Here is a 22,963-nt window from a genome sequence, read left to right as displayed (position 1 = left end):
TTTTATGTCACATCGTGTATCATAACGTCAACGAAAGGGGTTTTGCCAAATGGGAAAAAGCAATGCAAAGAAAAAACGAGAACATATTGAAAGGCAGCACAGCCGAAACCCGGAACTGTCGAGAGGAAACATTCCGCACTTTAGTACACATGAAAGAAAGACAAAAACAAAACAAGAAGCCTTGCAACACATGATGAATAAACATAAAAGAAGGAATGCTTATGATCACTATCAAGAGGATCATAAGCATTTTTATTTTGCTTTTTTGTGACAACCAGTTCAAATGGAAAAATTTTTAAAAATAGGACAAACGATCGTTTCTTTTTGTCTGAAAATGTAGTTAAATGACAAAAAGATGAAAGGGAGAGTGAGTATTGTGAACATCAAGTCAATTGGAGCAGGGCTTTGTATGGCAAGTATGATGCTGGCATCGGTCACGTTCGGCGCCTCACATATTTCTGCAAAGGAGCAAGCGAAAAAAGAGTACATGATCGGCTTTTCTTCTTCCGTTCAAGATCATACACAAAAACAGCTTGTTGAAAAAGCTGGTGGACATGTAAAAGAATCCATAGAGCAAATAGATATGATGAAAGTTTCTTTGAATGAGGCATCGAAAGAGAAACTAAATCGGGCAAAAGAAGTGACCTTCATTGAGGAGGACCAAAAGGCAAAAACAAACGGTCAAACGATTCCATATGGCATCAAAAGCATCAAAGCACAAAAGGTACATAAACGGGGATACGCTGGACAAAATGTCAAAGTAGCTGTTCTTGACAGCGGCATTGATGGCAAACATGAAGATCTACATGTCACTGGGGGAGTCAGCTTTGTTCCAACAGAGTCAGATCCGCTTGTTGACCCGCATGAACATGGGACGCATGTGGCGGGCACAATTGCAGCGTTAGATAATAAGGTAGGTGTCGTTGGTGTTGCGCCAAAAGCTTCTATCTATGCGGTCAAGGTGGCAGATGAAAATGGTGACGGCTACTATAGCTGGATCATTAAAGGAATTGAATGGGCCATTGAGAATGACATGGATATCATCAATATTAGTATGGGTGGAGCAAGTGAATCTGAAGCGCTGAAAGAAGCGGTAGATCGAGCATATGACAAGGGTATTCTCATTGTGGCTTCTGCTGGGAATGCAGGAAGTTATGGCTCTCTCAACACGGTTGATTATCCAGCCAAATACAGCTCAGTAATAGCGGTTGCTTCTGTTGACCAAAGAAAACAAAGAGCCTTTGATTCATCTGTCGGCGAAGAAGTGGAAGTTTCAGCACCGGGCGTTTCAACGCTCAGCACTATTCCCCATAATGAATATGGCTACAAGAGCGGAACATCCATGGCATCACCGCATGTAGCAGGTGCTGCGGCTGTCATTCTATCAAAACATCCGAATCTGACAAACGATGAAGTGCGCGAGAGACTTTCAAAAACGGCTGCACAGCTTGGAGACCCTTTTTACTATGGTGCTGGGCTTGTGAACGTACAAAAAGCCGCACGATAAATGAGAAGAGAGAGCAGTGTTAGGCTGCTCTCTCTTTTTTCTTTCAATAAAACTGTCATGTTTCGTAATCTCTCTCATAGAATCTAGTAACCTTTACTATTTGGGAGGAAGACGCATGCGGAAAAAGTCTTGGAAGGAACATCTTCTTCAGCACGTAAAAGACCATCTATCAATTTATTTGTTTGTCTCTGTACTCTTTTTAATGGGCGTGATCTTTGGGGCCATCATCGTCAATAGTATGACAATTAGTCAGAAAGAGGATTTATTCTATTATTTAAATCAATTTTTTGGTCAGCTGACAAATGAGAAAGCTGCAGAATCAAAAGAAATGTTTTTGCAAAGCTTCTTGCATCACATGAAATATTTAGGTCTTATGTGGATACTAGGAATATCTATCATTGGCCTGCCGCTCATCTTTCTCATGATCTTTTTAAAAGGAATTGTCGTTGGGTTTACAGTTGGTTTTCTAGTAAATCAAATGGGGCTGAGTGGCTTTTTCCTTTCGTTCGTATCGATTCTTCCGCAAAACATATTACTTATTCCAGCCTATTTAGTGATTGGGACATGTGCGATTGCGTTTTCCATCCGTCTCATTGGGCAGCTGTTTATGAAAAAAACCATCAGTCAAGCACCTGTGCAGTGGTTCGCCCGGTATGCATCTGTTCTACTGATGATTTTAGCACTTGCTGCACTTTCGTCCTTTTTTGAATCGTACGTCTCCTTCATGCTCATGAAAAAGCTGGCAGGTGTTCTTTTCTCATGATTTTATAATTGTTATTAAATAATAATCAATTTATTTATCAATTTAAAATGATTATAGTTGGCTCCCAGCACATCATTTGATATAATGGTCAAGTAATGTGGCGTAGGAGGGAAAGTCAATGGAAAATCGGATTGATCGAATTAAGAAACAGCTTCATTCTTCCAGCTATAAGCTCACGCCACAGCGTGAAGCAACAGTAAGAGTACTGCTTGAGAATGAAGAAGACCATTTAAGTGCAGAAGATGTATACCTCCTCGTAAAAGAGAAGTCTCCTGAAATTGGTCTTGCTACTGTTTATCGAACGTTAGAATTGCTAACTGAACTGAAAGTTGTTGATAAAATTAACTTTGGGGACGGCGTTTCGCGATATGATCTTCGCAAAGAAGGAGCCGCTCACTTCCATCATCATCTTGTCTGCATGGAATGCGGGACAGTCGATGAGATAGAAGATGATTTATTAGAAGATGTTGAAGAGATTATTGAACGTGACTGGAAATTTAAAATTAAGGATCATAGATTGACATTCCATGGTATTTGCCACCGGTGTCATGATGATGAATCCGGCAATTAATCCGAATTGGAACCTTTTCATTTAAGATGAAGAGGTTTTTTGCATTTTCGCTGTATATTCCTTGTCCCACCTGGCATATGCTGAAGTAATGAGAAGCTGAGAAAGGACATGAGAATTATGCGAAAATGGCTCAAAACAACAGGTGAAGTGATGAAGGTATTTATCTTGTTCACTGGTTTTACCGTCCTGTTCTATTATGCTATGATATGGATAAATTCAGAATATGAAAGCTACCATCGTTATGATAAACCAGAGGGTGCAGCAATTAAAGTGATGGAAATGGATCAGCCGAATCAAGACAACTGGCAAGACCGATTGATTTATTTTTATCAAAACGGGGAGTAGAAATCATTGAACGATCAATTATCCGACTTTATTCATTTTATGACAGTAGAGAGAGGACTCTCTGAAAATACCATTGTTTCTTATAAACGAGATTTACAGAACTACTTGTCTTTTTTAATGACACATGAGCAGCTGACGGATATAAAAGATGTCACGCGCCTGCATATCATTCATTATTTAAAAAAGCTAAAAGAGGAAGGGAAATCGAGCAAAACGTCAGTGCGGCATCTCTCCTCGATCCGGTCCTTCCACCAATTTCTGCTCCGGGAAAAAGTGACCACAGATGATCCGTCATGGAACATTGAAACGCAAAAAACAGAGCGGAAATTACCGAAAGTTCTATCACTAGGGGAAGTCGAAAAATTGCTTGATACACCAAATCAGCACACTCCATTTGACTACCGTGACAAAGCGATGCTCGAACTCTTATATGCAACAGGCATTCGCGTCAGTGAAATGCTGGATTTGACCCTTGCCGATGTACACCTCACAATGGGCTTTATCCGTTGTTTCGGTAAAGGAAGAAAAGAGCGGATTGTGCCAATTGGTGAAGCAGCTGCAAGTGCGATTGAAGAATATCTCGAAAAGGGAAGAAGCAAGCTGTTAAAAAAACAGCCGGCAGATGCCTTATTCCTCAATCATCACGGGAAAAAAATGTCGCGGCAAGGTTTCTGGAAGAATTTGAAAAAAAGAGCTCTCGAAGCAGGGATTCAAAAGGAACTCACACCCCATACACTCAGGCATTCATTTGCAACACATCTGCTTGAAAACGGTGCCGACCTAAGAGCTGTGCAGGAGATGCTCGGGCATGCTGATATCTCGACAACACAAATTTATACACATGTGACGAAAACAAGATTGAAAGATGTGTATCACAAATTCCATCCAAGGGCATAAGTAAAGCATGGCACGGTGAACGTGTGTCATGCTTTTTCATGTTTGCACCGTTTATGGTTGTCAACCGGCTTGTAAACGGTTTATACTTGAGATGTCAGACCTCTCTTTTTGAAAGGTTAAAAGACAAGAATATTGAAGGAGGCGCTTTTTAATGCCTGATTATCAGTATAATCGCATTTTCCTCGTCGTAATGGATTCAGTAGGAATTGGGGAAGCACCTGATGCTGCTGAATTTAATGATGTAGGTGCAGATACACTAGGACATATTGCTGAAAAAATGAACGGGCTTCATATGCCAAATATGGCGAAGCTTGGGCTGAGTCATATTAAAGAAATCAAAGGAATTCCAGCGGATGAGAAACCACTTGCGTATTATGGAAAAATGCAAGAGGCATCAAATGGGAAAGATACAATGACTGGACACTGGGAAATAATGGGTCTTTACATAGACACACCATTCAGAGTTTTTCCAGACGGATTCCCAGATGAACTACTAAATGAACTAAAAGAAAAAACAGGCAGAGGCATTATTGGAAATAAACCTGCGTCTGGTACTGAAATTTTAGACGAGCTTGGCGAAGAGCACATGAAAACAGGCGATCTAATCGTTTATACATCTGCGGATTCTGTGCTGCAAATTGCTGCGCACGAAGAAGTGGTGCCATTAGATGAACTTTATCGTATTTGTGAAATTGCACGTGAGCTCACATTAGATGAAAAATATATGGTTGGCCGCATTATCGCTCGTCCATTTGTCGGGGAGCCTGGTGCGTTTGTCAGAACACCAAACCGTCATGACTATGCTTTAAAACCATTTGACCGAACAGTGATGAATGAGATGAAAGATGATGGGCTCGATGTGATTGCGATCGGCAAAATCTCTGATATTTATGATGGCGAAGGAATCACCTCTTCTCTCAGAACAAAGTCGAACATGGACGGAATGGACAAGTTGATCGATACACTTAAAGCAGACTTTACAGGACTCAGCTTTTTAAACCTTGTTGATTTTGATGCCCTTTATGGACATAGAAGAGATCCAGAGGGTTACGGAAAAGCACTAGAGGAATTTGACGCCCGTCTTCCTGAAGTGTTTGACCTGTTAAAAGAGGATGATCTTTTAGTGATTACAGCAGATCATGGAAATGACCCAGTACATCACGGAACAGATCATACAAGAGAATACGTTCCGCTCATTGCTTACAGCAAAAAGCATCAAGGAGCAAATGAACTGCCAACTTCAAAAACCTTTGCTGATCTTGGAGCAACGGTCGCAGACAATTTCAAAACAACGATGCCAAAATACGGCACAAGCTTTTTATCTAAACTCAAATAGGGGGAAATCTCGTGGGAGCACAGTTTTCAGAAGCGGCGGCATACATTAAACAAGCATCGACATACGTACCAACAGTTGGATTAATCTTAGGTTCAGGGCTTGGCATTTTAGCAGATGAGATTGAAAATCCAATCAAATTGAAATATGAAGATATTCCTGGATTCCCTGTTTCAACAGTAGAGGGTCACGCAGGACAGCTCGTCATCGGGACGCTGAAAGGCACTGTCGTATGTGCGATGCAAGGACGTTTTCACTTCTATGAAGGATATGATATGAAGCAAGTGACGTTTCCAGTTCGCGTGATGAAAGAAATTGGCATTGAGACATGCATTGTGACAAATGCAGCCGGCGGTGTGAATACTTCATTTCATCCAGGCGATCTCATGCTGATTACAGATCATATCAATATGATGGGGACCAATCCATTAATTGGACCAAATGACAGTCAAGGCGTTCGTTTCCCTGATATGTCTGCCCCATACGATAAAGATTTGCTCGCACTTGCAGAAGAAACAGCTCAGCGCTTAGGCATATCTGTACAGCAAGGTGTTTATGCAGGGATGACAGGTCCTTCATATGAAACACCGGCTGAAGTTCGTTTCCTTAGAACACTTGGCGCAGATGCTGTAGGCATGTCGACGGTCCCAGAGGTGATTGTTGCGCGTCATGCAGGAATTAAAGTGCTAGGTATTTCATGCATTTCTAATGCGGCATCGGGTATTTTAGATCAGCCGCTGTCTCATGATGAAGTCATTGAAGTAACGGAAAAAGTGAAAACGAGTTTCCTTGAATTAGTAAAAGACATTGTCAAACAACTCTCATAGTATGTTTTAAGAAGCCTTCTGTTTACCAACAGAAGGCTTTTTTTATGGCAATCATACGATCTCTGAATAAAACTGCCTCGATGAGGAAAAAATAGAAAGGATTACGATAATGGAGGTCTGCCACTTGAAACGTCATATATGTGCATTGTTTATTTTAATGATCCTTATCTCAATGGTTTCACCATCAGCGATAGCAAAAGAAAAGATTGAAAAACCAGAAGAAAAACAAACATCAGAATTGGTGCACGAAGCCAAATCAGCCATCTTAATAGAACGTGACACGGGAAAAATACTTTACAACAAAAACAGCGAGGAAAAGCTGGCACCCGCAAGTATGACCAAAATCATGACGATGCTTCTCATCATGGAAGCCATTGATCAAGGAAAACTGAAAATGACTGACAAGGTAAGAACAAGTGACTATGCAGCTTCAATGGGAGGGTCACAAATCTTCCTTGAACCTGGAGAAGAAATGACTGTGAAAGAAATGCTGAAAGGCATTGCGATTGCGTCTGGAAATGATGCTTCAGTTGCCATGGCAGAGCATATTGCAGGATCTGAAGAACAGTTTGTGGAGCAAATGAACAAAAAGGCAAAAGAACTCGGCCTCACCTCTACGGTCTTTCAAAACCCAACAGGACTTCCTGAAAAAGACCATTACAGTACAGCTCATGATATGGCAAAAATGGCAAAAGAGCTGTTGAAATATGATCAAATCACAAAATTCACAGGTGTTTACGAAGACTATCTCCGTCAAAACACGGATAAAAAATTCTGGCTTGTGAATACGAACCGTTTGATTAAATTTTATCCAGGTGTCGATGGGTTGAAAACAGGTTTTACAGGTGAAGCCAAATATTGTTTGACCGCAACCGCTAAAAAAGGAAACATGCGCGTCATTGCTGTTGTCTTCGGCGCAAGTACACCGAAAGACAGAAACGCTCAAGTGGTCAAAATGTTAGATTATGCATTTAGTCAATACACCACACACCCGCTTTACAAACGAGGACAAGATGTAGCCGAAATCAAGGTAAGCAAAGGGACAAAGAAAAAAATTCAGCTTGTCACCTCTGAACCAATCTCCCTTTTAACGAAAAAAGGCGAAAATGTGGATCAGATTAAAAAAGAAATCAAACTGTCTCAGGATGTTACGGCCCCATTCTCAAAAGGAACGGAACTTGGAACCATTGTCTTGAAAAAAGACGGAAAAGTGCTGCATGAAAGCCCTGTACAAGCCAAAGAAGGAATGGAAAAAGCGGGCGTTTGGACGTTCTTCAAACGAGCGATGGCTGAATTTGTGAAATGGAAATAAAATGTGAAAGGCTGCTGAAACAGGCAGTCTTTTTGCTATGAGGAAGAAGAAAAGAACATCTAAATGTGACGAATGGTCACTAGTTTTGTCATGGTGAAGGATTTAATTGATAAAAAAGAGAAACAATCTTTATCCGAAATTAGAGCAAGGAGGAATAAAAAGATGAGCCTTGATATTCATTTTCAAGTAAAAGAGAGCGTACTTTGCATTCGATTAACAGGAGAGCTCGATCATCACTCCGCAGAAACATTGAGACAAAAGGTGACGAATTATTTGGAAACAGAGGACATTCGCCACATTGTGCTGAATTTGGCTGATTTAACGTTTATGGACAGCTCAGGTCTCGGAGTGATTTTAGGAAGATATAAAGAAATTAAGCAGCTTGGCGGAGAAATGGTCGTCTGTGCTATTTCGCCGGCAGTGAACCGGTTATTTGATATGTCTGGCTTATTTAAAATCATCCGTATGGAGCCTTCAGAGCAAACGGCATTGCAAACATTGGGGGTGGCATCATGAGGAATGAAATGAACCTGACCTTCTCTGCTTTAAGTCAAAATGAATCCTTTGCGAGGGTGACAGTCGCGGCGTTTATCGCCCAGCTTGATCCGACATTAGATGAATTAACAGAAATCAAAACCGTTGTGTCAGAGGCGGTGACAAACTCCATTATCCATGGCTATGATGGGAATCCAGATGGCAAGGTGCATATTGAAGTCACACTTGATGACCACGTTGTGTACCTCACCATCCGTGACGAAGGAATGGGCATTACAGATCTTGAGGAAGCAAGGCAGCCGCTTTTCACGACAAAACCAGACTTAGAACGCTCTGGAATGGGCTTTACCATTATGGAGAATTTTATGGATGATGTCATGATCGACTCATCTCCAGAAATGGGCACAACCATCCGATTAACAAAGCATCTATCAAAAAGCAAAGCGCTTTGTAATTAAAGGAGCTGCTCATATGGATGTGGAGGTAAAAAAGCAAGCAAAAAAAGCCCAGCTGTCAAATGATGAAGTTAAAGAGCTCATCAAAAAAAGCCAAGACGGTGATCAGCAAGCAAGAGACCTCCTCGTAGAAAAAAACATGCGTCTTGTTTGGTCCGTTGTTCAGCGCTTTTTAAATAGAGGATATGAACCAGATGATTTGTTTCAAATTGGCTGTATTGGACTGCTAAAATCTGTTGATAAATTTGATTTGTCATATGATGTGAAGTTTTCGACCTACGCTGTCCCAATGATCATTGGTGAAATCCAGCGATTCATTCGGGATGATGGAACAGTCAAAGTCAGCCGGTCACTAAAGGAACTCGGAAATAAAATCCGGCGGGCAAGAGATGAATTGTCTAAGTCTCACGGGAGAATGCCGACCGTTCAGGAAATAGCCGAATATCTAGATATCACACCAGAGGATGTTGTCCTCGCTCAAGAAGCGGTCCGAACGCCGTCGTCGATTCATGAAACGGTGTATGAAAATGACGGGGACCCGATTACATTACTTGATCAAATTGCTGATCATTCAGAAGAAAGATGGTTTGATAAAATCGCGCTGAAAGAAGCGATCAAGGAATTAGAAGAACGAGAAAAACTCATAGTGTACTTAAGATATTATAAAGATCAAACACAATCTGAGGTAGCGGAGAGGCTCGGCATTTCACAAGTACAAGTCTCGCGGCTCGAAAAGAAAATTTTAAAGCAAATTCAAATGCAAATGGATCAAAAAGAGAGCTAGCCGATTTGGCTGGCTTTTTTCGTGTGGTAATTACCGGTAAATCAAGTTCTCTCGGTATGAGAACCATTTTTCACCACATACTATTTTTAACCCATCGTATAGGAAGTGACTTGGATGGACGGACAAATCTTTCTTCGGCTGCGCCATCGCATTAAGACCGGTAATGATCAGCTCATTTATTTAGAAGATATCGCCCAAATCACTGGTGATGAGTTTGCTGTGCAAAAACTTAGCAAGATGCCGATATATCATGTCAGTAAAAAAGATCGTCACATCGCCGTTCTTGATATCATGCATGTGGTCAAAACGATCAAAAAATCATGGCCAGATATCGACATTCAAACCGTCGGAGGCGCTGAAGCCATTGTTGAAATTGATACAGGCAAACGCCAGCTTTCTCCCGTTTTATTTGTGTTCGTGTGGCTCTTATTATTTGTTGGAGCGGCGCTTGCCATTATGAATTTCCACGAGGATGTCAGTATGCGGCTTGTTCATATCCGTCTATATGAAATGATCACAGGTCAAACGGTTGAGCATCCTTATTTACTGCAAATTCCATATAGCTTCGGACTAGGATTTGGCATGATTTTATTTTTCAATCATGTATTTAAAAAGCGTTTAAATGAAGAACCAAGTCCGCTCGAAGTGGAGATGTTTAAATATCAGCTCGATCTTGATCATTATGTCGCCCTTAAAGAAAATAAAGAGACAATGAAAGATATCCATGATCGGTAAGTGGCTTTTTGTCGTGTTAGTTGGACTTGGCGGCGGTTTAACGGTAGGAGCAGGATTTGTGGCATTTCTCACAGTACTTGGCATCATCCCTCGTTTAATGCAATTAACGAAAACGCAGCGCTTCATACAAGGATACGAGGCAGCTGTCATCACCGGGGCGGTCGTTGGCGGCTGGGCAACCTTGAGCGAACTGCATTTGCATTTATCCAAATGGCTGGCGCTCCCAATCGGTCTATTGGCTGGCATTTTCATCGGCATGCTTGCAGCTGCGCTGACTGAAGTATTAAATGTGCTTCCTATATTAACGAAAAGAATTGGAATGGACGGGAAAATTGTTTTGCTTCTCATGGCCATTGTCTTAGGTAAAGTATTTGGTTCACTATTCCATTGGCTGATTTATATTTAAAAATTTGGAGGGAACAACCGTGTCGAGTTTAAAAGAGAACTATCCATCTAAGGTGAAAACGTATCAGCCTAAACCTCCTTATGTCCTCAACTGCATCAAGGCTTTTCTTGTTGGTGGATTGATCTGTGCCATAGGTGAGGGGCTGCAAAATTTCTATATTCACTTTTTTGATTTTAATGAAAAAACAGCAGGGAACCCAACAGTGGCGACTCTCATTTTAATTTCTTCTATATTAACTGGTATCGGTATTTACGATAGAATCGGCCAGTTTGCTGGAGCGGGATCGGCTGTTCCGGTGACAGGATTTGCAAACAGTATGACAAGCGCTGCCCTTGAGCATAAAAGTGAAGGGCTTGTTTTAGGGGTTGCCACTAATATGTTTAAGCTCGCTGGGAACGTCATTGTATTTGGTGTCGTCTCGGCATATGTCGTAGGGATCATTCGATACGTCTTGGAAAAGATGTTTTCGTAGGAGGAATGAAACATGAAACTAACAGGTAAACAATCTTGGGTTTTTGAGCACAAGCTTTACGTCAATGCAGAGGGAACAGCTGCAGGGCCGAAAGAAAAAGAAGGGCCGATTGGTCATTTAATTGATAAAACGTATGACGAAATGCATTGTGATCAAAAGAACTGGGAAATGGCTGAAAGAAAACTGATGGAAGATGCGATATCCAGTGCTTTATCAAAAGCAAATTTGCAAAAAAGCGATATTGATCTATTGCTGGCAGGAGATTTACTCAATCAAAACGTCACAGCAAACTATGTGGCAAGAGAACTGAAAATCCCGTTTCTGTGTTTGTTTGGGGCATGCTCAACCTCAATGGAATCGGTCGCCATTGCGTCAGCACTCATTGATGGCGGTTTTGCCAATAGAGCCATTGCAGCGACAAGCAGTCATAATGCAACGGCAGAACGCCAATTTCGTAATCCAACAGAATACGGCGGACAAAAACCAGATACAGCCACAAGTACCGTCACTGGGAGCGGGGCCGTTATTATTAGCCAGGAGACCTCTCCAATTCAAATTACAAGTGCTACAGTAGGCAGGGTGATGGATCTTGGAATTACAGATCCATTTGACATGGGATCGGCCATGGCTCCGGCAGCGGCAGATACCATCAAGCAGCATTTAGAAGACCTTGGAAGAACGGTGGACGATTACGATCTGATTTTAACAGGGGATTTATCTGGTATTGGTTCACCCATTTTAAAGGATCTTCTGAAGGAAGAAGGCATTCAGCTTGGGAGGAAGCATGATGATTGCGGTTTAATCATCTATACACCCGATCAAAATGTATTCGCTGGTGGGAGCGGCTGTGCTTGTTCAGCTGTTGTGACATTTAGTCACATTTTTCAAGAAATGAAAGCAGGAAATCTGCAAAGAGTACTCGTTGTGGCAACCGGAGCGCTTCTAAGTCCAATGATGGTTCAGCAAAAAGAGACCATTCCAACCATTGCGCACGGTGTCGTATTTGAGCGTGCAGGAGGAGAGAGCTAATGGATTATCTTATCGCTTTTGTTGCAGGCGGACTTATATGCGTCATTGGCCAGCTTTTACTAGACATACTCAAACTTACGCCTGCACATGTCATGACCACTTTTGTTGTGGCGGGTACCATCTTAGACGGATTCGGTATTTATGATAAATTTATTGAATTTGCGGGTGCGGGCGCAACCGTACCAATCGTCAGCTTTGGTCATAGCTTACTTCATGGGGCGATGCATCAGGCAGATGTACACGGGTTCATCGGAATCGGGATCGGTATTTTTGAATTAACTTCTGCTGGAATTTCAGCTGCGATTTTATTCTCATTTATTATCGCTCTTATCTTTAAACCGAAAGGATAACCTAATATGGCGCAAAGACGGAAAGTCATTTTAGTGACAGACGGAGATATATATGCTGCCAAAACCATTGAGCTTGCTGCTAAAAATGTCGGTGGGCGATGTATTTCCAGCTCAAAAGGAAATCCAAGCAAACGAACAGGACCTGAACTTGTGCAGATGATTTTAAAAACGCCGAATGATCCAGTGTTTGTCATGTTTGATGATTCTGGCCTGACAGGTGAAGGAACAGGGGAGATAGCGATGAAGCATGTGGCGCGTCATCCTGAAATTGAAGTCATTGGGGCGATCGCCGTTGCATCCAAAACGCATCAAGCTGAATGGACCAAGGTTCATGTTTCCATTGACCGGGAGGGTGAACTGACAGAATACGGTGTCGACAAGCATGGTCTTCCTGAGATGGAACCTCATAAAATGAGCGGAGATACCGTGTATTGTCTTGATTCGCTCGATCTTCCGTTTGTTGTTGGAATTGGAGATATTGGCAAAATGGGACGGAAAGATGATCTGAGCAAAGGATCTCCAATTACAATGAAAGCGGTTGAATTAATTTTAGAAAGGAGTGGTTTCCATGAAGAAAGACAAGGTGAACGTGTACCGAGATCCGAAAAAAAATGAAGATTACTTTAAAGAAAATGTCGGAATGGGTCTCAGCTTTGACCTTGGCGTGCGGAAAATTTATATACACGATCAGGAAATCCAACTTTACTATGTAAATGGACTATGTGACACACAGTATGTCATCTACTTATTAAAAGAGCTAGTTGAAATCAATGACAACGAACCTGAATCTGATGACATGGCCCGTGTGATTGAGAATCGTCTTGTCAATCAGCAGGTCTCAAAGGTTGAAACACTTGATGAAGCGGTAGACCAAGTGCTGTCGGGTCTTGTGGCAGTTGTAGTTGAAGGTGAAAACTACGCATTTATCATTGATGTCAGAAGCTATCCTGGCAGAATGCCAGAGGAGCCGGATACAGAAAAGGTTGTCCGGGGTGCAAGAGACGGTTTTGTTGAAAACATTATTGTCAATACAGCACTCATACGAAGACGGGTGCGAGATGAAAAACTGAGATACAAAATGCTCAAAGTAGGCGAACGTTCGAAAGCGGATGTATGTGTTTGCTACATTGAAGATATTGCGGACCCAGATCTTGTCGATATCATAGAGAAAGAAGTGTCAGGAATCAAAGTCGACGGGCTGACGATGTCTGATAAAACAATTGAAGAATTCATTATTAAACAAGGATACAATCCCTTTCCCCTTGTACGTTACACCGAGCGTCCAGATGTCGCCGCTAACCATATACTAGAAGGGCATGTCATCATCATCACGGATACATCTCCTAGTGTCATCATTACGCCAACCACCATTTTTCACCACGTTCAACATGCAGAAGAATACCGCCAAGCACCTGCAGTTGGTACGTTCCTAAGATGGGTACGCTTTTTAGGTATTTTATGTTCAACGTTCCTTTTACCGATTTGGTTTCTGTTTATCCTTGAACCAAGTCTTCTGCCAGATAATTTAAGCTATATTGGCTTTAACAAACCGTCCCATATTCCTGTGATTTTACAAGTGTTTCTAGCTGATTTTGGAGTGGAATTTTTAAGGATGGCTGCGATTCATACGCCAACTGCATTGTCGACCGCCATGGGGCTGATTGCGGCTGTTTTAATTGGACAAATTGCTATTGATGTCGGTTTATTTACACCAGAGGTCATCTTATACGTCTCACTAGCGGCAATCGGTACATTTACTACCCCAAGCTATGAGCTGAGTGTCGCCAATAAGATTGTACGACTCATCATATTAGCGCTCGTGGCGATCTTTAAGCTGAATGGACTCATCATTGGTTTTACGTTGTTACTCATCTACTTAACATCCATTCGTTCATTGCAGACGCCTTATATGTGGCCATTTCTTCCTTTTAACGGGAAGGCTTTGTGGCAAGTGCTGATTCGGACGTCTGTTCCTGGCTCAAAAGTAAGGCCAAGCATTGTTCACCCTCAAAACAGATCAAAAATTCCGCCAAATTCTTAACGCTCATTGAAAGTGGCTGAAGATTGTGATATTGTATTTTTAACTTTGAGAAACGGCAAAAAGGCAGCTCACGCAGCTGTCTTTTTTCAGCCGAGGCGGAGAAAGAGGGAATGACATTGTATTTACACGGCACTTGCAGACAAAATGAACTCGGTCATTTAGAAATTGGTGGTGTTGATGCCGTTTCTTTAGCTGAAACGTATGGGACACCACTTTATGTATATGATGTGGCTTTAATACGGGAGCGTGCAAAAAGCTTTCAAAAAGCATTTATAGAAGAAGAGTTAAAAGCGCAGGTAGCGTATGCGAGTAAAGCATTTTCCTCCATCGCAATGTTTCAGCTTGCTAAGGAAGAAGGATTATCTCTTGATGTCGTATCAGGCGGGGAGCTTCACACAGCCATTTGCGCCGGGTTTCCGGTAGAAAAAATTCATTTCCATGGCAACAATAAAAGCAGAGATGAATTAAAAATGGCGTTAGAGCAAGAGATCGGCTGTATCGTCGTAGATAATTTTTACGAAATGAAACTCATTGAAGAGCTTGGTCAAGAGCTGTCAAAAAAGGTGAAAGTGCTGCTACGTATCACACCAGGTGTCGAAGCGCATACGCATGATTACATTACAACTGGCCAAGAGGATTCCAAATTCGGTTTTGACCTTCACAATGGACAAGCAGATGAAGCGGTGAAACAAGTGCTTGGATCAGAAGTGATCGAACTTTTAGGCGTACATTGCCATATTGGTTCACAAATATTTGATACAGCTGGTTTTGTCCTTGCAGCAGACAAGATCTTTTTGAAGCTGGATGAATGGAGAGAATCATTTGGTTTTATTTCGACTGTATTAAACTTAGGCGGCGGCTTTGGTATCCGTTATACAGAAGAAGATGAACCACTTCCTGCGACAGAATACGTCGAGAAAATTATCCAAGCTGTAAAAGAGAACGTGACACGCTATGAGTTTGATATGCCGGAGATTTGGATTGAGCCAGGCCGCTCTCTTGTTGGAGATGCAGGGACAACGCTTTATACGATCGGTTCATCAAAACACGTACCTGGCATTCGCGATTATGTTGCGGTAGATGGGGGAATGAGTGACAACATTCGTCCAGCTTTATATCAAGCGAAATATGAAGCGGCAAGTGCCAACAAAATGAGCCAATCGCATGATCAAACGGTTTCTATTGCAGGGAAATGCTGTGAAAGTGGAGATATGCTTATTTGGGATATCGATCTGCCAGAGTTATCACAAGGAGACTTATTAGCGGTCTTTTGTACCGGAGCTTACGGCTACAGTATGTCAAATAATTATAACCGTATCCCGCGCCCGGCTGTTGTATTTGTAGAAGACGGGGAAGCGCAGCTTGTGGTTGAACGCGAAACATATGCGGATATTGTCAAACTTGATTTACCTTATCAATCAAAAGTAAAATCATCTACTTAAAAAAAGCTGCCTGATGTACAGGCAGCTTTTTATGATGACTTATTTTCCTCCAGTAAATACAGAGACGATCGCGTTCCAAATGGAGACAAAGAAATCCCAAATCTTTTGAAGTAGGTTTTTCCCTTCATCTGATTCTATGAATTTCGTAATCTTGTCTTTTGCTTTATCGATTTGAGACCCTACTTGGTTCCAATCGATATTGATGTTCTTCATTTTATCGAATAGTGAAACAAGTTGATCCTTTTGCTCTTGCGTTAGATTTAAGTTTAAATCAGAAGCAGCCTGATCCACTTTTTCTTCTACTTCTTTTGTTGTTTTAGGGACACCATTTTTCGCAATGTCATCCTTAATTTTTGCGATAAGGGCAGAAGCATTGTCTTTCCCGATGGAGTCACCCAATTTAGACGTTGTCACAAGCTCTTCGTTTGCTACCTGCTTCACATCTTCTGGAATGGCTTTGTCGCTAGACACTTCATAGGCCTTTAATAAACCCGTCAGTGCGGCTGTACCAGAAACTTCAAACGGTGCAGTCACAACAACTTTGGCATCCTTGACACCGGCTGTCATTAAAGCATTTAAATACATTTCATCTGTAATGGTCTTGATGTTATGAGTATCCACAGTCAGACCAGCACCTGATTTTTCTATGGTGATCGATGAAGATGATAATGCTCTCGTTCCGATAGAAGAACGGGGGATATACTTTCCTAAATATTCATGCTCTTCTTTATTGGTTACTTCAATTTTTGTCGCATTTTCAGGTGGATTCAACTCGTCAAGCACCTTCTGGCGATCAGCCGGAGTTAAGTCTTGCCCAAGTGTGACGATGACATCGCCGACAGCTGCATCCGCTAAGCTGACTTTTGGCGCACCAATGAGGAAAAGGAGCGCTGCCATCATACTAAGCATTGATTTTTTAAACATGTTGACCTCCTTCAAGTCGAAAGGGTTCCTCTTTCAAGAGAAACTCATCTTTTGAGTACACGTAAAGAAATGTACTCCATCATATAGACGTAACAAATCGATTCGACGTTTCAATTTTCTTTTTAAGATGTTTTCCTTTTCCAAAAAATAAAGACATGTTGCTCATTCTGTCACCAATTTAATAGGAAAAAAGGATCAAGCTCTTCTATTGTATCAATCCTAAGAAAAGAGGTAAATCACAATCAAAGAGCAGAGGATGTTTAACATGGCCAAAAATGTGCTATAATGAGCGTTGTTTAACCTGAAAGGAGAATGTGAAAAATGGCGAAAAAAGGATACATACAACTAACGAATGGTAAGAAACTTGAGTTTGAACTATACCCAGAGGCTGCTCCTGGTACAGTAGCAAACTTTGAAAAATTAGCGAATGAAGGCTTCTACGATGGACTGAAATTCCACCGCGTCATCCCTGGTTTCGTAAGCCAAGGCGGCGATCCAAACGGTAATGGAACTGGTGGTCCTGGTTACACAATTAAATGTGAAACAGAAGGGAATCCACATCAACACGAAAGAGGTTCATTATCAATGGCGCATGCTGGTAAAGACACGGGCGGTAGCCAATTTTTTATCGTCCATGACCCGCAGCCGCACTTAAACGGTGTTCACACTGTTTTTGGCAAAGTAACATCTGGTATCGAGGCTGTTCTAGATATGGAACAAGGTCAAGGAATGGAAAAAGTCGAAGTTTTCGATGCTTAATCCTTAACCCAAAACACCGCTTAAACGCGGTGTTTTTTATTATCAATCTGATTTTACGGTTATTTGTTCCGTGAGGCGGTAGGTGATGAACCAATATAAAAGGGTAATGGCGCTGACAGAGGCGCCAAATAAACATACTCCGTCCCAGCCATTGTTTGCGTATATACTGGTGGAAGCAATGGAACCAGTCGCACTGCCGATGGAGTAAAAAATCATATAAGTAGCAGTGAGCCGGCTTCTCGCCTCAGGCAGCACTGTGAAAATCATGCTTTGGTTGGTCACATGTACAGCTTGTACAGATAGGTCAAGAATGATAATACCGATGATTAATAAAATGAGTGAATATTCTGTGAAATAGATAAAAAACCATGAAATGAATAATAGGACAAGAGCTATAAAAGTTGTTAATTGTCCTAAGCCTCGATCAGCAAGGCTTCCAGCCCGGGCAGCGCCTAATGCCCCGGCAACTCCGGCAAGACCAAATGCACCGATCGCCGTATGTGAAAGATTGTGCGGCGAGCTGCTGAGAGGCAGCACGAGTGAAGTCCACAACGTACCAAACACGATAAAGATCAGAAAACCCAGTATGCCTCGGATGCGAAGGATTCGTTCTTGTCTGAACAATATAAACATTGAAGCGAGCAGCTTCATATAGGATATAGACGCTCTCTTGCTGTGAGCACGCGGGAGATACCGGTATAACACGCCGGTTATAATGAGCATCATAACGGCAGACACGAGATAGACTGACCTCCAGCCAGCGAGATCGGTTAGTACACCAGCAAACGTTCGTGCGAAAAGAATACCAATCACAATGCCACTTTGAACCAAGCCCACGATACGGCCTCGTTCTTCAGGGGCAGCCCATGTCGCTGCGAACGCTACGAGTACCTGAGTGACCACAGCAAGCATGCCGACGGCAGCCAGCCCTATGAACAGGACGGTGGCAGTAGGGGCGATGCCGACTAGAATCAGAGATAACACGGATACTAGCATCTGAGCCATGATGAGCCGCCTTTGATTAAACAGATCACCAAGTGGTACGATCAGTAGCAGCCCTAGTGCATAACAAAGTTGAGTAATCGTAATGACCATGCCAATGGATGAATAGGTGATACCAAACTCGGATGCGAGAGAGTCTAATAACGGTTGTGCAAAGTATATGTTTGCAACTGCCATCCCGCAGGCTGACGCAAACAGCAGAGCCATATAGCGAGTCATCGCTTGTTTCGGTTTGTTTTGTAAATGAGCCGTTTCCAAATCAAGATGTTCAATGGGAGTGTTTTTTCTTTCACCATGCATGTCATCGTCTCCTTTTGTACTAAAAAGTATAATATACCGATTGGTATATTATGATTCCTGTTAAGGATAACCAACAAAACATTTTAAAGTCAATACTTTCATTTTGAAAGAGGAAGGCAATTTGACAATCGTACATCGATAAAATAAAATTATAATGTACCGATTGGTAATCAAATAGAGAATAATATCAAAAAATAGATGCCTGACTTTGTGAAGAAATTTTAATGTTGAAATGAGGAATTACTGATGGTTCGACAACGGGAATTTGACAAGGAAAAAGCGTTGGATGAGGCAATGGTGCTTTTTTGGGAAAAAGGGTATAGGGCGACTACATTAAGCGATTTGACTGAAAAAATGGGAATACAGCGGCCAAGTTTATACTCAGCGTTTGGAGATAAAGAGGAATTATTTGAGGCTGCATTACGCAAATACACAAAGCAGCATGCTGCCCATATTCGAACAAAACTTCAAAACAATCTTTCTGTCAAGGAAGCATTCCATGCATTATTTGCAGATTTAATAGAAGAGGAATATAGAGATGGTCCGAGTAAAGGGTGTTTTTGCATCAATACAATAGTGGAACTTGCGCCACACGAAGAGAAATTTGAAATTCTGACAAGAGAGCATCAGATGTATCTTTCCGTCATTTTCGAAGAAAGAATTATTCAAGGTATTCGCTCGGGTGAGCTCAAAAGCAGCCTGAATGCGAAAGCTTTAGCACAAACACTGGTCGTTTCTTTCATAGGACTGACCGTTCTCATGAAATCTCGTCCAGAGCGTTCATTTGTAGATCATTCTGTAGCGACGATACTTTCCATATTAAAATAAAATGGACAACATGCTATGGCATCCTCCTTCAATAAGAGTGATAGCGTATTTTGAACTAAATATCAAAATACGCTTTTTCTTTTAGGTCAGTGATGGACAAAATTCGATTTTGTGATATGATAAGAGAACAAACATTCGTATTTGTGGGTGTCACCACATTGTTAGTACAAATCAAAAAAGCGTGGTCATGCTGAAAGAAAGCAGGAGATAATTTGAAACCATTAACAAAAGAAGAAAAAAATCAAATGATGATTGCCATTCAGCGTTATTTTGCCGAAGAACGAGAAGAAGAAATTGGTGAATTAGCAGCCAACAATATACTAGAATTTATCACAAAAAATCTTGGAAGCTACTATTATAATCAAGGGGTTCGTGACAGCCGAAACATCGCTGTTCAGAGATCGCAATTGTTAGAGGAAGATTTATTCGCACTCGAAAAAAGATGATCATCAATGATGTGTGCTTTGCTAACTGATAAAGAGGAAAGAGACCCCCTTAATAAAGAACGCATATTCGTAACATATGTAATGATGAAAAGGTGGAACCAAAGGTCCATCTCAATCGTTATATAAGTAACCATTAATGGAAATCAGCTTTTTTGGTTTTATTTCATCAAAAGAAGGAATAAAACATACAAATAGGCGAAGTGCAGATGATGGAGGTTCTAAATATGGGGAAAATTAAATTGAAAATGGCCATTTTATTTGTTTTACTGCTTTTTTTAGGCGTAGGTTATTTATACATGAATGGCATGAAAATTGAAGATGTGCCAACAGCCATTGGTGAGAGCTTAACAAATAATGATAAAGATTATACCATCTATGAATATACCATTACGAAAATTGACGGAGATGAATATTACGGTCAAGCAAAAAACGGCACGAAAATCATTTTTAATGGAAAGAAATTCGAAGATGATGTGGCCGACTTGAAGAAAGGCGATCGTATTAAAGCCTACTTTAGTAATGAAAAAAGAATAGATGGTCTTATAAAAGTAGTAAAAGTCGTTAATTAACAAGTCTCCTTTCCTATAAGGAGTCTTTTTTTTGTGAAAAATCTTGATTGTTGCATTTGCCAACAAGGATCGTTATAATATCCCCTAAGGACAGCTGAATATCGATTGTATCCTTCGGGGCAGGGTGAAAATCCCGACCGACGGTAATAAAGCAAATGCTTTACAGCCCGTGACCCGTTAATTTATTAACGGTTGATTCAGTGAAAAGCTGAAGCCGACAGTGAAAGTCTGGATGGGAGAAGGATAAAGAAAGCTATGAACGAAAAATATTTGTTGATCATAGTTTTATTTCTGATGCAAAAAAGCCAAAGCCCCGGAATTTTTTCCGGGGCTTTCTGTATGTACATGTAGTGAATAGACCGGCATGCAGTGTTTATTAGGTGATCCCTCATCTACCTTGTATGGACCATAAAAAGCGACGAAGGTGCTCAATCGATCACATGTCCCTAACATCGCTTTTTTTAAAAGTGAGAAATACAAATGAAAAGAAAGGGAGGATCACATGTTTACGGGGATAATTGAAGAAGTAGGCACCGTTCAGTCATTAAGCAAAAAGTCAGCAGATGCCATGGAAATTGTCATTCAGTGCAGCCGTGTGCTAGAAGATGTTCACCTTGGAGACAGTATAGCAATCAATGGTGTATGTCTTACAGTCACAAGCTTTACAAAAGCACAGTTCGCAGCAGATGTGATGCCAGAGACGGTCAAAGCGACATCACTGGATCAGCTGACATCAGGCAGTCCAGTGAATTTAGAGCGGGCCATGTCTTCGAATGGACGGTTCGGCGGTCATTTTGTCTCAGGCCATGTTGACGGGACGGCAGTCATTACCCGAATAGAAAAGAAAAGTAATGCCATTTACTATGATTTAGAGATGGACAAGACCCTCACAGATATGCTCACGCAAAAGGGTTCGATCGCAATAGATGGTGTCAGCTTAACCATTTTCGATTTGCAAGATTCACACGTCACAGTCTCTATTATTCCTCATACGCTTGAAGGAACTATTTTCCCGACTAAATCTATGGGAGAGACTGTGAATATAGAGTGTGACATGATCGGTAAATACATCTATCGCTTTTTAACAAAAGAACAAGGCGAAAAGCAGCCATCTCGATTGACCCCATCATTTTTAAAAGAGCACGGATTCTAGGAGGCGATTGTATGTATCATTCAGTAGAAGAAGCAGTAAACGCTCTAAAAGAAGGAGAAATCATTATCGTTGTGGATGATGAAGACAGAGAAAACGAAGGAGATTTTGTGGCACTTGCTGAGCATGCCACGCCTGAAGTGATTAACTTTATGGCTTTACATGGAAGAGGCCTCATTTGTACACCGGTTCAAACGTCGATTGCTAAACATCTGAACCTGCATCCAATGGTAGAACAAAATACAGATGCACACCATACAGCTTTTACTGTGAGCATCGATCATGTGACAACGACGACTGGTATTAGTGCTTTTGAGCGCTCTATGACCATGCTTGCCATGTTAAATAAAGACGCAACACCAGAAGAATTTGCCCGCCCAGGTCATGTATTTCCGCTCATTGCAAAAGAAGGCGGCGTACTAGAAAGACCAGGTCATACAGAGGCAGCGGTAGATCTTGCGAAACTGGCAGGTTCAGAGCCAGCGGGTGTCATATGTGAAATTATGAATGTAGATGGCTCAATGGCGCGGGTTCCAGAACTAAAAGAAATCCAAAAACAGCACGGTTTAAAAATGCTGACAATAGAAGCATTACAGACCTATTTAAATCATAAAGAAACAGCTTCTATCGAAACAAAATAAAAAATCACAAAAAAGGATGATCAACATATGAATACAATACAAGGGCATGTAGTAGCAGAAGGACTAAAATTTGCAATTGTCGTCGCGAGATTTAATGACTTTATTACAAGTAAACTGCTTGACGGAGCAGAAGATACATTGCTCAGACACGGAGCAAACGGTGACGATATTGATGTTGTGTGGGTACCGGGTGCTTTTGAAATTCCGTACATGGCAAAAAAACTAGCTGAAACAGAGAAATACGATGCCGTCATTACACTTGGAACTGTAATCAGGGGCGCAACAACTCACTACGATTATGTTTGTAATGAAGCCGCTAAAGGAATTGCTCAAAGTGCCATGTCAACAGGTGTACCGATTATTTTCGGTGTACTAACAACAGAATCCATTGAACAAGCCATCGAAAGAGCCGGCACAAAAGCTGGAAATAAAGGCAGCGAATCGGCTGCAGCTGCCATTGAAATGGCGAATCTCAATCGTACCTTTCGTTAATTTAGTGAAAAAGAGTTTAAAAACGGTATAAAAATGTTTATAATGTGTGATGAGCAAATGATTCGTGAGACATTTGCTGGACATAAGG

28 protein-coding genes, 1 pseudogene and 1 riboswitch are annotated in these 22,963 nt (G+C 41.4%); of the genes and pseudogenes, 27 read left to right on the top strand and 2 right to left on the bottom strand.

What is annotated here, in order from left to right:
* Nucleotides 1–49 precede the first annotated feature (49 nt).
* From MHH68_RS10655 to lysA, 20 genes are all read left to right on the top strand, one after another.
* Nucleotides 50–271, top strand: a complete 222-nt coding sequence (locus tag MHH68_RS10655; protein WP_058014765.1) for a hypothetical protein — start codon at nucleotides 50–52, stop codon at nucleotides 269–271.
* A gap of 105 nt (nucleotides 272–376) precedes the next feature.
* Nucleotides 377–1,507 carry a S8 family peptidase gene (locus MHH68_RS10650; RefSeq protein ID WP_081042312.1) on the top strand — a complete coding sequence of 377 codons (1,131 nt, stop codon included), beginning with the start codon at nucleotides 377–379 and terminating at the stop codon, nucleotides 1,505–1,507.
* A gap of 115 nt (nucleotides 1,508–1,622) precedes the next feature.
* Nucleotides 1,623–2,270, top strand: coding sequence for a stage II sporulation protein M (spoIIM, locus tag MHH68_RS10645; RefSeq protein WP_339162992.1), 648 nt, complete (start codon nucleotides 1,623–1,625; stop codon nucleotides 2,268–2,270).
* A 118-nt stretch (nucleotides 2,271–2,388) separates the two neighbouring features.
* Nucleotides 2,389–2,841 carry a ferric iron uptake transcriptional regulator gene (gene fur / locus MHH68_RS10640; protein WP_058014766.1) on the top strand — a complete coding sequence of 151 codons (453 nt, stop codon included), beginning with the start codon at nucleotides 2,389–2,391 and terminating at the stop codon, nucleotides 2,839–2,841.
* Nucleotides 2,842–2,958: 117 nt separating this feature from the next.
* Nucleotides 2,959–3,186, top strand: a complete 228-nt coding sequence (locus tag MHH68_RS10635; protein ID WP_003215798.1) for a YqzK family protein — start codon at nucleotides 2,959–2,961, stop codon at nucleotides 3,184–3,186.
* Nucleotides 3,187–3,192: 6 nt separating this feature from the next.
* Nucleotides 3,193–4,083, top strand: a complete 891-nt coding sequence (gene xerD / locus MHH68_RS10630) for a site-specific tyrosine recombinase XerD (protein WP_003215982.1) — start codon at nucleotides 3,193–3,195, stop codon at nucleotides 4,081–4,083.
* Nucleotides 4,084–4,234: 151 nt separating this feature from the next.
* Nucleotides 4,235–5,419, top strand: a complete 1,185-nt coding sequence (gene deoB, locus MHH68_RS10625) for a phosphopentomutase (protein WP_339162988.1) — start codon at nucleotides 4,235–4,237, stop codon at nucleotides 5,417–5,419.
* Nucleotides 5,420–5,430: 11 nt separating this feature from the next.
* On the top strand, nucleotides 5,431–6,243 hold the full coding sequence (locus MHH68_RS10620) for a purine-nucleoside phosphorylase (protein ID WP_058014768.1): 813 nt from the start codon (nucleotides 5,431–5,433) through the stop codon (nucleotides 6,241–6,243).
* Between the two features lie 124 nt (nucleotides 6,244–6,367).
* Nucleotides 6,368–7,555 (top strand): D-alanyl-D-alanine carboxypeptidase family protein, encoded by a 1,188-nt coding sequence (locus MHH68_RS10615; RefSeq protein ID WP_339162985.1) that lies wholly within the window; start codon nucleotides 6,368–6,370, stop codon nucleotides 7,553–7,555.
* Between the two features lie 162 nt (nucleotides 7,556–7,717).
* Complete coding sequence (gene spoIIAA / locus MHH68_RS10610) at nucleotides 7,718–8,071, top strand: anti-sigma F factor antagonist (RefSeq protein ID WP_044141066.1); 354 nt, start codon at nucleotides 7,718–7,720, stop codon at nucleotides 8,069–8,071.
* Nucleotides 8,068–8,508, top strand: a complete 441-nt coding sequence (spoIIAB, locus tag MHH68_RS10605) for an anti-sigma F factor (RefSeq protein ID WP_012010447.1) — start codon at nucleotides 8,068–8,070, stop codon at nucleotides 8,506–8,508. The genes spoIIAA and spoIIAB overlap by 4 nt, the downstream gene beginning before the upstream one ends.
* Nucleotides 8,509–8,521: 13 nt before the next feature.
* On the top strand, nucleotides 8,522–9,289 hold the full coding sequence (gene sigF, locus MHH68_RS10600) for an RNA polymerase sporulation sigma factor SigF (protein WP_003215778.1): 768 nt from the start codon (nucleotides 8,522–8,524) through the stop codon (nucleotides 9,287–9,289).
* 114 nt (nucleotides 9,290–9,403) lie between these two features.
* Entirely contained in the window at nucleotides 9,404–10,024 is a 621-nt protein-coding gene (locus tag MHH68_RS10595; RefSeq protein ID WP_058014771.1) for a stage V sporulation protein AA, read from the top strand.
* Nucleotides 10,014–10,430 (top strand): stage V sporulation protein AB, encoded by a 417-nt coding sequence (locus MHH68_RS10590; protein WP_058014772.1) that lies wholly within the window; start codon nucleotides 10,014–10,016, stop codon nucleotides 10,428–10,430. The genes MHH68_RS10595 and MHH68_RS10590 overlap by 11 nt, the downstream gene beginning before the upstream one ends.
* 19 nt (nucleotides 10,431–10,449) lie before the next feature.
* Nucleotides 10,450–10,902: a stage V sporulation protein AC gene (gene spoVAC, locus MHH68_RS10585; protein WP_058014773.1), complete on the top strand. Its 453-nt coding sequence runs from the start codon at nucleotides 10,450–10,452 to the stop codon at nucleotides 10,900–10,902.
* Nucleotides 10,903–10,914: 12 nt separating this feature from the next.
* Nucleotides 10,915–11,931 (top strand): stage V sporulation protein AD, encoded by a 1,017-nt coding sequence (gene spoVAD, locus MHH68_RS10580; RefSeq protein ID WP_003215736.1) that lies wholly within the window; start codon nucleotides 10,915–10,917, stop codon nucleotides 11,929–11,931.
* Nucleotides 11,931–12,281 (top strand): stage V sporulation protein AE, encoded by a 351-nt coding sequence (spoVAE, locus tag MHH68_RS10575; protein WP_003215479.1) that lies wholly within the window; start codon nucleotides 11,931–11,933, stop codon nucleotides 12,279–12,281. The genes spoVAD and spoVAE overlap by 1 nt, the downstream gene beginning before the upstream one ends.
* Nucleotides 12,282–12,287: 6 nt before the next feature.
* On the top strand, nucleotides 12,288–12,896 hold the full coding sequence (locus MHH68_RS10570) for a stage V sporulation protein AE (protein ID WP_339162980.1): 609 nt from the start codon (nucleotides 12,288–12,290) through the stop codon (nucleotides 12,894–12,896).
* The gene (locus tag MHH68_RS10565) at nucleotides 12,841–14,322 is read left to right on the top strand and encodes a spore germination protein (protein ID WP_106918382.1); all 1,482 of its coding nucleotides are present in this window, start codon (nucleotides 12,841–12,843) and stop codon (nucleotides 14,320–14,322) included. The genes MHH68_RS10570 and MHH68_RS10565 overlap by 56 nt, the downstream gene beginning before the upstream one ends.
* A 116-nt stretch (nucleotides 14,323–14,438) precedes the next feature.
* The gene (gene lysA, locus MHH68_RS10560; protein WP_180310792.1) at nucleotides 14,439–15,764 is read left to right on the top strand and encodes a diaminopimelate decarboxylase; all 1,326 of its coding nucleotides are present in this window, start codon (nucleotides 14,439–14,441) and stop codon (nucleotides 15,762–15,764) included.
* 39 nt (nucleotides 15,765–15,803) lie between these two features.
* Here the strand turns inward: lysA and MHH68_RS10555 are convergent, their stop codons facing one another.
* On the bottom strand, nucleotides 15,804–16,688 hold the full coding sequence (locus MHH68_RS10555; protein ID WP_058014775.1) for a DUF1002 domain-containing protein: 885 nt from the start codon (nucleotides 16,686–16,688) through the stop codon (nucleotides 15,804–15,806).
* A 321-nt stretch (nucleotides 16,689–17,009) separates the two neighbouring features.
* Between MHH68_RS10555 and MHH68_RS10550 the strand changes: the two genes are divergently transcribed.
* Nucleotides 17,010–17,447, top strand: coding sequence for a peptidylprolyl isomerase (locus MHH68_RS10550; protein ID WP_003215505.1), 438 nt, complete (start codon nucleotides 17,010–17,012; stop codon nucleotides 17,445–17,447).
* A gap of 42 nt (nucleotides 17,448–17,489) precedes the next feature.
* On the opposite strand, the gene MHH68_RS10545 is transcribed toward MHH68_RS10550, so the two are convergent.
* Complete coding sequence (locus tag MHH68_RS10545; protein WP_339162976.1) at nucleotides 17,490–18,749, bottom strand: MFS transporter; 1,260 nt, start codon at nucleotides 18,747–18,749, stop codon at nucleotides 17,490–17,492.
* Nucleotides 18,750–18,995: 246 nt separating this feature from the next.
* Between MHH68_RS10545 and MHH68_RS10540 the strand changes: the two genes are divergently transcribed.
* The 6 genes and pseudogenes from MHH68_RS10540 to ribE (MHH68_RS10515) all read left to right on the top strand — a co-directional run bounded on the left by MHH68_RS10540 (nucleotide 18,996) and on the right by ribE (MHH68_RS10515) (nucleotide 22,875).
* On the top strand, nucleotides 18,996–19,577 hold the full coding sequence (locus MHH68_RS10540) for a TetR/AcrR family transcriptional regulator (protein ID WP_339162974.1): 582 nt from the start codon (nucleotides 18,996–18,998) through the stop codon (nucleotides 19,575–19,577).
* A gap of 212 nt (nucleotides 19,578–19,789) precedes the next feature.
* A complete protein-coding gene (locus MHH68_RS10535; protein WP_339162971.1) occupies nucleotides 19,790–20,023 on the top strand; it encodes a DUF2164 domain-containing protein in 234 nt (77 codons plus the stop codon).
* Nucleotides 20,024–20,247: 224 nt separating this feature from the next.
* Nucleotides 20,248–20,592, top strand: a complete 345-nt coding sequence (locus tag MHH68_RS10530; protein ID WP_058014778.1) for a hypothetical protein — start codon at nucleotides 20,248–20,250, stop codon at nucleotides 20,590–20,592.
* A gap of 106 nt (nucleotides 20,593–20,698) precedes the next feature.
* Nucleotides 20,699–20,840: riboswitch (FMN riboswitch) on the top strand.
* Between the two features lie 254 nt (nucleotides 20,841–21,094).
* On the top strand, nucleotides 21,095–21,745 hold the full coding sequence (ribE, locus tag MHH68_RS10525; protein ID WP_144462808.1) for a riboflavin synthase: 651 nt from the start codon (nucleotides 21,095–21,097) through the stop codon (nucleotides 21,743–21,745).
* A gap of 11 nt (nucleotides 21,746–21,756) precedes the next feature.
* Nucleotides 21,757–22,335 (top strand): annotated as a pseudogene (gene ribB / locus MHH68_RS10520) (3,4-dihydroxy-2-butanone-4-phosphate synthase); the annotation flags it as partial.
* A 75-nt stretch (nucleotides 22,336–22,410) separates the two neighbouring features.
* Nucleotides 22,411–22,875 carry a 6,7-dimethyl-8-ribityllumazine synthase gene (gene ribE, locus MHH68_RS10515; RefSeq protein ID WP_012010433.1) on the top strand — a complete coding sequence of 155 codons (465 nt, stop codon included), beginning with the start codon at nucleotides 22,411–22,413 and terminating at the stop codon, nucleotides 22,873–22,875.
* Nucleotides 22,876–22,963: the final 88 nt, after the last annotated feature.

It is taken from the genome of Bacillus sp. FSL K6-2841, assembly GCF_037976435.1.
Taxonomy (GTDB): Bacteria; Bacillota; Bacilli; order Bacillales; family Bacillaceae; genus Bacillus; species Bacillus pumilus.
The sequence above is the reverse complement of the archived record's forward strand: the minus strand, read 5'-3'. Positions and strand labels throughout refer to the sequence as shown.